The sequence below is a fragment of the Streptomyces durocortorensis genome, assembly GCF_016901035.1.
Lineage (GTDB): Bacteria > Actinomycetota > Actinomycetes > Streptomycetales > Streptomycetaceae > Streptomyces > Streptomyces durocortorensis.
Window position 1 is genome coordinate 1 of record NZ_JAFEUF010000270.1, and the last position, 6,200, is coordinate 6,200.

The following is a 6,200-nucleotide window of genomic DNA, read 5'->3' on the forward strand; positions in this document are numbered from 1 at the left end:
TGGGCGAAGACGTCGGCGCCGCCGCCGTCCTGCTCGATGAAGCCGAAGCCCTTTTCCGAGTTGAACCACTTCACGGTGCCAGTAGCCATGTCATATCTCCTTAGGGGCAGAGCCCGCGGGCCCACACTGTGCGGGCCCCACGTCGCCGCGATGATTACCCCGTCCGGAAGAACACCGGAAATACAGAAGTGCACCTGCCGACATCCGATCGGCAAGAGCACTTGAAGTTTTTGGGAACCACAACTGCAACTGAGATCAACACTAGCACGATGACCCCGGAGAGGTGGGTGCGTAATATCACCGGCCACGTCGGAACAGATCCGGGACATAAAAGCCTCATCGCACATTGCGCGAAATTCTGTGCTGACGAATGCAGATATCTTTCCGGGCCGTGCGGAACCTCCCGCGCCCCGGGCGCGGCGGCGCTCAGCGCTCGGCGGGACCGCCGGAACGGGCGGAGCCGCCGCGCAGCTCCTCGTTGAGGCGCAGCGCCTCCTCCAGCTGGTCCTCCAGGATGACGATGCGGCAGGCGGCCTCGACGGGCGTGCCGGCGTCGACCAGTTCGCGGGCGCGGGCGGCGATGCGCAACTGGTAGCGGGAGTAACGGCGGTGGCCGCCCTCGGACCGCAGCGGGGTGATCAGGCGGGCCTCGCCGATCGCCCGGAGGAACCCCGGCGTCGCACCGATCATCTCCGCGGCTCGCCCCATCGTGTAGGCGGGGTAATCGTCGTCGTCGAGCCGGTCGGTGGCGTGCGAGGGGGTCTCCGGGGGCATCTGCACCTCTTCCGTCACGCGTGACCGGAGGAGCCGGGCGCCGTACGCCTGCGGGGTGCGCCTCGGCTGCGTACCGCTGTTTCACGTGACTGCACAAGAAACCCTAATCGCCGGGCAAGGCCATGTCTATCGCGGCCGGAACAGATTCGGGCGGCCGGGAAGGGCAGGGCGGATCCGCCCTCACGGCCGCCCCGCGGATCGCTGACCGACCGGTCAGTTGTCGTCGGGAGCACCGCGGGGCCATAATGCACGCGTAGCCCTTCACGCATCCCCCGTCGTGAAGGGCTACACCCCTGTCCGGAGCCTGCTCCGGATGTCACGGGGCACAAGGTCACTCACGGGCAAGGGACTCCCCTCGTGGTCCCCTGCCCGTGTTTTTTCGAGTTAACAGTGACGTAGAGTGTTTGCGCAAGCTCAGTTCCGACTCCGAGGTGATCGTGGAGGCCCGGATGACCAAGGACGACGGCGACGGCGAACGCGGTCCGCAACCCGTCGAGCCCGTCGAACCCCCTGGTCCGGACGAGCTGCCCCGCCTCGACTCGCTGCGGGAAAAGGTCGAGTACATGGTCGAGAAGACCTTCCCCGGCCAGAAGATCTCGGGCCGGGTCTTCGCCGAACTGGTCCGCGACCGCGGCGGCTCGCTGTCGCACAGCTACTTCTCCAACATCCTGGCCGGCAAGGTCACCCAGCCGTCCGAGGACATCCTCAAGGCCCTCGGCCTGGGGTTCGGCGTGGACTGGCGCTTCTTCAAGGAGGAGTCGGAGGTCGTCGACGACGTCGTCGCCGGGCTCCAGTTCCTGGCCAAGCGGCGCACCGGAGAGATCAGCGGACTGGCCGGCCGGGGCCTGGACGACGACGGGCTCCCGCCGGAACTGCTCCGGTTCGCCCTCTCCCTGCTGGAGGACGCCGCCCGGGAGAAGGAGGGCGACGGGGTAAGCGGCGGGAGGGATTCCGCCGTGCACCACCGCCCCGGGGGCCCGGCAGCGTAGCGTCTTGGTCATGTCCCTGCGGAAACTGCGGAAAGAGTGCGAGGCCGGGCTCGCCGACCTGCCCCTCCCGGTTCCGTTCACGCTGGACGGGCTCGTCGCGAACATGGAGGAGACGAGCGGGCGCACGATCCGGCTGCACGAGATGCCGGACCGCCTCGCCCGCGTCAACGCCGCCTGCGGCCTGCGCCTGAAGGCGGGCGGTACCAGCCTGGTCCTCTACCGCCGCAGGCCGACCGCGTACCAGACCCAGCACGTGATCCTGCACGAGCTGTGCCACGAGTGGTTCGACCACGGCACGACGCTCGACGCGGAGCAACTGCGCACACTGCTGCCGGTCTTCGACACCTCGCTGATCGCCCGGATGATCTCCCCGGCCGCCGCCGCGTCCTTCGCCTCCGGCGGCTCCACCGTCCAGGCCCGCGCGCAGTACGACACCCACGACGAACGCATGGCCGAATTCGGTGCCTCCCTGATCCCCCGGATGGCGCGGGACCTCACCACCGATGACATGGTGGGGCGGCTGGACAACTCCCTGTCCCGCCCGGTGGCCCACCGGCGGCGCGGCCTCTTCCCCGGAAGACGGTCCGGCGAAGCCTGACACGTGCCACCGGCCACCAGCCGCGGGCCCCACCCCGCATCACGACCCCGAGGACGAACACCGCCGTGACCCCCCTCGATCTCGCCGGCTACCTCATAGCGGGCCTGATGACGGCCGTTGCCCTGTGGCGTATGCCCGCTGCCCTGTGGGGAGACGAGGAGGACCGCAGACGCCGAGCGCTGTGGGGCTGCTACGCCGGATTCGCCATCGCGCTGTGGACGAAGACCGAGGCGGTGCGCATCGGCCTCAACAACAGCGCCGTCACCGACCTCGCCGTCCTCATCAAGCACTACACCGCGACGGTGGCAATTCTGGCCATCCTCAGCTACATCGTGGCGATCTACGGCAGCTACCCGGAAGAGGGCGCGGTCCCCCGCCACGTACGCTTCGCGCGGCTCGTCCAGAAGCTGGCGGCCAAGGCGTCCGTCGCCACGCTGATCCTGCTGACCGTCCTCTTCTTCACCGTCGTCGACCGCTCCGAGCCCTCGGACCGCTTCGTCTCCGACCACGCCGGCGAGTGGGGAGCCACGCTCTACATGAGCGTCTTCTACCTCTACCTCGGGGCCGCCTCCGCCGTCTGCGCCTTCCAGTGGGCGCTGGCCACCCTCGACGCCCGCCGCCGCCATCTGCGCATCGGGCTCGGGATGATGACGTTCGCGATGTTCATCGGCGTCGGGTACACCGTCAGCCGCACGCTCTTCCTGTGGATCAGCGTGGCCGACGAACCGACCGAGGCGTTCGCCCTGCGGTTCGACCAGGTCACGGAGGCGGCGCAGCTGGTGCTGTTCGCCTTCTTCGCCCTCGGCGCCTCCATCCCCGCGTTCGCGGCCGGGGCGCGCCGGGCCAGGCTGTGGCGGGCCCAGGTCCAACTGCACTCCCTCTGGTACGAGTTGATGACCGCGTTCCCGGAGCAGCCGTTCGACCCGCCCGCGTCCCTGCCCCGCGAGCTGACCCGGTTCAACGTCCCGGCCGACCTGCGGGTGGACCGCTGGGCCGCCGACATCGCGGACGCCGCCGAGAAGCTGCGCCACTACGTGCCCGACGGGCTGCTCGACGCCGCAGGCCGGGCAGCCGCCCGCGACACGAGCGACCCGCGCCGCGCCGAGCCCCTCACCGACGCGTACTGGATCCGGGCCGCCCTGCTCGCGAAGGAGTCCGGCGCGCCCGCCGGAGGGGCCGCGCAGGTCGCCGCCCAGCACGCGGCGGACCAGGACGGCGAGGTGGCCCGGCTGGTCCGGGTCGCCGCCGCGTACCGGACGGTCGACGAGGAGCGCGCCCGCGCCGTCCTCGCCGCAGCCACGGCCGACACGGCCCGCACGACGGAGACGAGCGCATGACCGGCAGCACGGCCCACGGCACGGACACGACGCACCCGACCGGCGAGGGGATCCCCACCACCTCCGCCCGCACGGCCTCCGTGGCGCGCACCGTCACCGACGCCCTCCAGCCGCGCAACGTCCTGCTGGCGGGCATGCTCGGCATCGGCCTCGCGGCGGCGGGCGGCGACTGGACCGGGCTGCTCTGGGGCTTCCTCGGGGCGCTCTGCGCCGGGCTGATCCCGGCGGGGTACATCGAGTGGGAGCGCGGACGCGGCACCTGGGGCGACCGCCACGTCGTGGACCGCACGAAACGGGCGCCGATCTTCTTCGTGATCCTGGGCTCGATCGGCACCGGCTCGGTGGTGATGATCCTGGGGAACGCGCCGACCGGGATCCTCGTCGCGATGCTCGCGCTGTGGGTGATGACGATCGGTCTGCTGGCCGTCAACACGGTGTGGAAGATCTCGGTCGACTCGGCGGTGGCCTCGGCGGCCGTCTCGCTCCTCGCCGTCGTGCACTCCCCCTGGTGGATCGCCGCGTACGCGCTGACCGCGGCCGTCTGCTGGTCCCGGGTCGCCCTCGGCTACCACACCGTCGCCCAGACCCTGGCGGGCGCGGGCCTGGGGGCGGCGACGACGGTGGCGTACGTGTTCGTCTGAAGGGACCGGCTACCGGGGTGCGGCGTTGCCGGTCAGCACCACGGGTCCTTCGACGGTGTTCGCGGTGCAGCCCGGGCCTCCGATCCGTACGGGGCCCGAGCTGCGGCTCACCACGACGGGCCCGGTGACGCGCGAACCGCACAGGTGGACCGCCGTCGCCCGGTCGGCCTGGAGCGGGCCGTCCAGCGTGGAGCCGGTGACCACGAGGGCCGCCCCCGGGCGGACGACGACGGGCCCGCGCTGGGCGGCGCGGTCCAGGCAGGTGACGCCGCTCGTGACGACGAGCGGACCGTTGCGGGGCCCGGTGACCGTGGTGGTGCAGGCGGGCACGGGCAGGACGCGGGCCTTGTACTCCAGGGCCTCGGCGAGCTTGCCCGGCTTGGGGTCGCTCAGCGGCTTGCCCAGCTTGGCGAACTCCCCGCCCGTCTCCTTCTTCCCGCCGTTCCACTCGTCGATCCGGCCGAGCTGGGCGGCGGTCTTCCCGTCGTCCACGACCGCGTCGGCGTCCAGTGCCGCCATCGACTTCGAGGCACGCTTCACCAGGTCGAGGTACGGGCCCGGGGCGGTCAGGTCGTACGCGCCCGTGTCGTGCTCGCCGCGCAGCCAGGACCCCCAGGAGAACTCCAGGAACTCCGTCGCGCCGTCCGGGACTTCGTAACCGATGTCCCGGGTGAAGTAGACGAGGCTGCGGTAGGGGTCGTCGCGGAAGTGCGTGATGCCGAGCCGGTCCGGAAGCTGCTCCACGCCGAGCGGCCGGTTGTTCTCGTCGCGCAGCCACACCTTCTTCTCGGCGGCCATCCGCTGCCAGAAGGCCTCCGGTGACAGCGAGCTGAAGTTGTCGGTGACGCGGAGCCGGATGTGCATCCGGGGGGATCCGTCGGGGCCTTCCAGGAAGGACGTCAGCGTGTGGTGCCCGTCGGTGAGGTACAGCTTCCCGCCGGGCCCGACGACGGCCGTCTTCATCGGGGCGACGGTCTCCGGGGTCTCCTGCCCGACCGGCACGGTGCAGGAGAAGCTCGACGGGTCGTCCAGCCGCGCCCCGGGACCGGCCGAGGCCGCCTCCTCCTGGCCGTTGGTCTCGCACCAGTCGTCGAAGCGCTTGTTGACGTCGCCGGCCGCCTCGTCGCGGCCGCTGCCGTACCGGCCGAGCTTGTAGAAGACCTGGTCGAAGCCGAGTACGGCCTGGGTCGGATGGAGTTCGCCGAGGGTGACGTCGATCAGGTCCCCCGGCTGCGCGCAGGAGCGCGGCAGCGGCCCGCTCCCGGAGCACGGGTCGGCGGCGGCCGCCCCGGTACCGGCCCCGGCCACGACCGTGCCCGCCGCCAGCGCCCCGGCCAGCAGCAGCGCCTTCGACCTGTTCATGAACGTCCCCTCCCGCGAAATGGTCTTCCGCCGGGGACCATCGCAAGGCCCGACGACCCCCGCGCGGACGTGATGTGAACGCGGGATGGCGCCGGGGTGCCGCGACGGGACCGCCCGCGTTTGCGGGGGTGGCGGACACCGGGTTACGTGGACGGGGAGGGCACGTCCGCGAACGGGCGGGCCCCACCGGCTGGAGGTGTCCCCGATGGCGAAGAACCGGTCCGCGACGCCCGCCAAGGGCCTGCGCGGCAGCAAGGCCGGGCTCGTGCTGAGCCTGGGCAGCAGCGCGCTCGCGGTTCTCAGGGCGTCCAAGCAGGTCCGCCGGGCCAAGGGCACGCACGACAAGCTGAACACCGCCGACGCGGTGGCCGGGCTGCTGCCGCTGATCACCTCGGCCGCCCTCGTACTGCGGCAGCTGCGCGGCCGCCGGCAGGAGAACCCGCAAGGGACCTGAGCCTCGCCCGCACCACGGAAGAGGGGCGGCCCGGGAAACCGGGCG

General features: G+C 71.5%; 8 protein-coding genes. 5 read left to right on the top strand and 3 right to left on the bottom strand.

Annotation, left to right across the window (positions count from 1 at the left end; all coding sequences use genetic code 11):
* Together JS521_RS30840 and JS521_RS30845 are read right to left on the bottom strand one after the other, a co-directional pair.
* A partial coding sequence (locus JS521_RS30840) for a cold-shock protein (RefSeq protein WP_239488077.1) occupies nucleotides 1–110 on the bottom strand: 110 nt, incomplete at its 3' end.
* Nucleotides 111–426: 316 nt separating this feature from the next.
* Nucleotides 427–774 carry a MerR family transcriptional regulator gene (locus JS521_RS30845; RefSeq protein WP_205086220.1) on the bottom strand — a complete coding sequence of 116 codons (348 nt, stop codon included), beginning with the start codon at nucleotides 772–774 and terminating at the stop codon, nucleotides 427–429.
* A 404-nt stretch (nucleotides 775–1,178) separates the two neighbouring features.
* Here JS521_RS30845 and JS521_RS30850 point away from each other — a divergent pair, with 404 nt between their 5' ends.
* The 4 genes from JS521_RS30850 to JS521_RS30865 all read left to right on the top strand — a co-directional run bounded on the left by JS521_RS30850 (nucleotide 1,179) and on the right by JS521_RS30865 (nucleotide 4,339).
* Nucleotides 1,179–1,763, top strand: coding sequence for a hypothetical protein (locus tag JS521_RS30850; protein ID WP_205086221.1), 585 nt, complete (start codon nucleotides 1,179–1,181; stop codon nucleotides 1,761–1,763).
* Between the two features lie 10 nt (nucleotides 1,764–1,773).
* Nucleotides 1,774–2,361: a toxin gene (locus tag JS521_RS30855; RefSeq protein ID WP_205086222.1), complete on the top strand. Its 588-nt coding sequence runs from the start codon at nucleotides 1,774–1,776 to the stop codon at nucleotides 2,359–2,361.
* Between the two features lie 65 nt (nucleotides 2,362–2,426).
* The gene (locus JS521_RS30860) at nucleotides 2,427–3,698 is read left to right on the top strand and encodes an MAB_1171c family putative transporter (protein ID WP_205086223.1); all 1,272 of its coding nucleotides are present in this window, start codon (nucleotides 2,427–2,429) and stop codon (nucleotides 3,696–3,698) included.
* Nucleotides 3,695–4,339: a phosphatase PAP2 family protein gene (locus tag JS521_RS30865; protein ID WP_205086224.1), complete on the top strand. Its 645-nt coding sequence runs from the start codon at nucleotides 3,695–3,697 to the stop codon at nucleotides 4,337–4,339. Before JS521_RS30860 ends, JS521_RS30865 begins: the two co-directional genes overlap by 4 nt.
* A 9-nt stretch (nucleotides 4,340–4,348) precedes the next feature.
* Here the strand turns inward: JS521_RS30865 and JS521_RS30870 are convergent, their stop codons facing one another.
* Nucleotides 4,349–5,701 (bottom strand): ParB/Srx family N-terminal domain-containing protein, encoded by a 1,353-nt coding sequence (locus JS521_RS30870; RefSeq protein ID WP_205086225.1) that lies wholly within the window; start codon nucleotides 5,699–5,701, stop codon nucleotides 4,349–4,351.
* 205 nt (nucleotides 5,702–5,906) lie between these two features.
* On the opposite strand from JS521_RS30870, the gene JS521_RS30875 reads away from it, so the two are divergent.
* Nucleotides 5,907–6,155, top strand: coding sequence for a hypothetical protein (locus JS521_RS30875; RefSeq protein WP_205086226.1), 249 nt, complete (start codon nucleotides 5,907–5,909; stop codon nucleotides 6,153–6,155).
* Nucleotides 6,156–6,200: the final 45 nt, after the last annotated feature.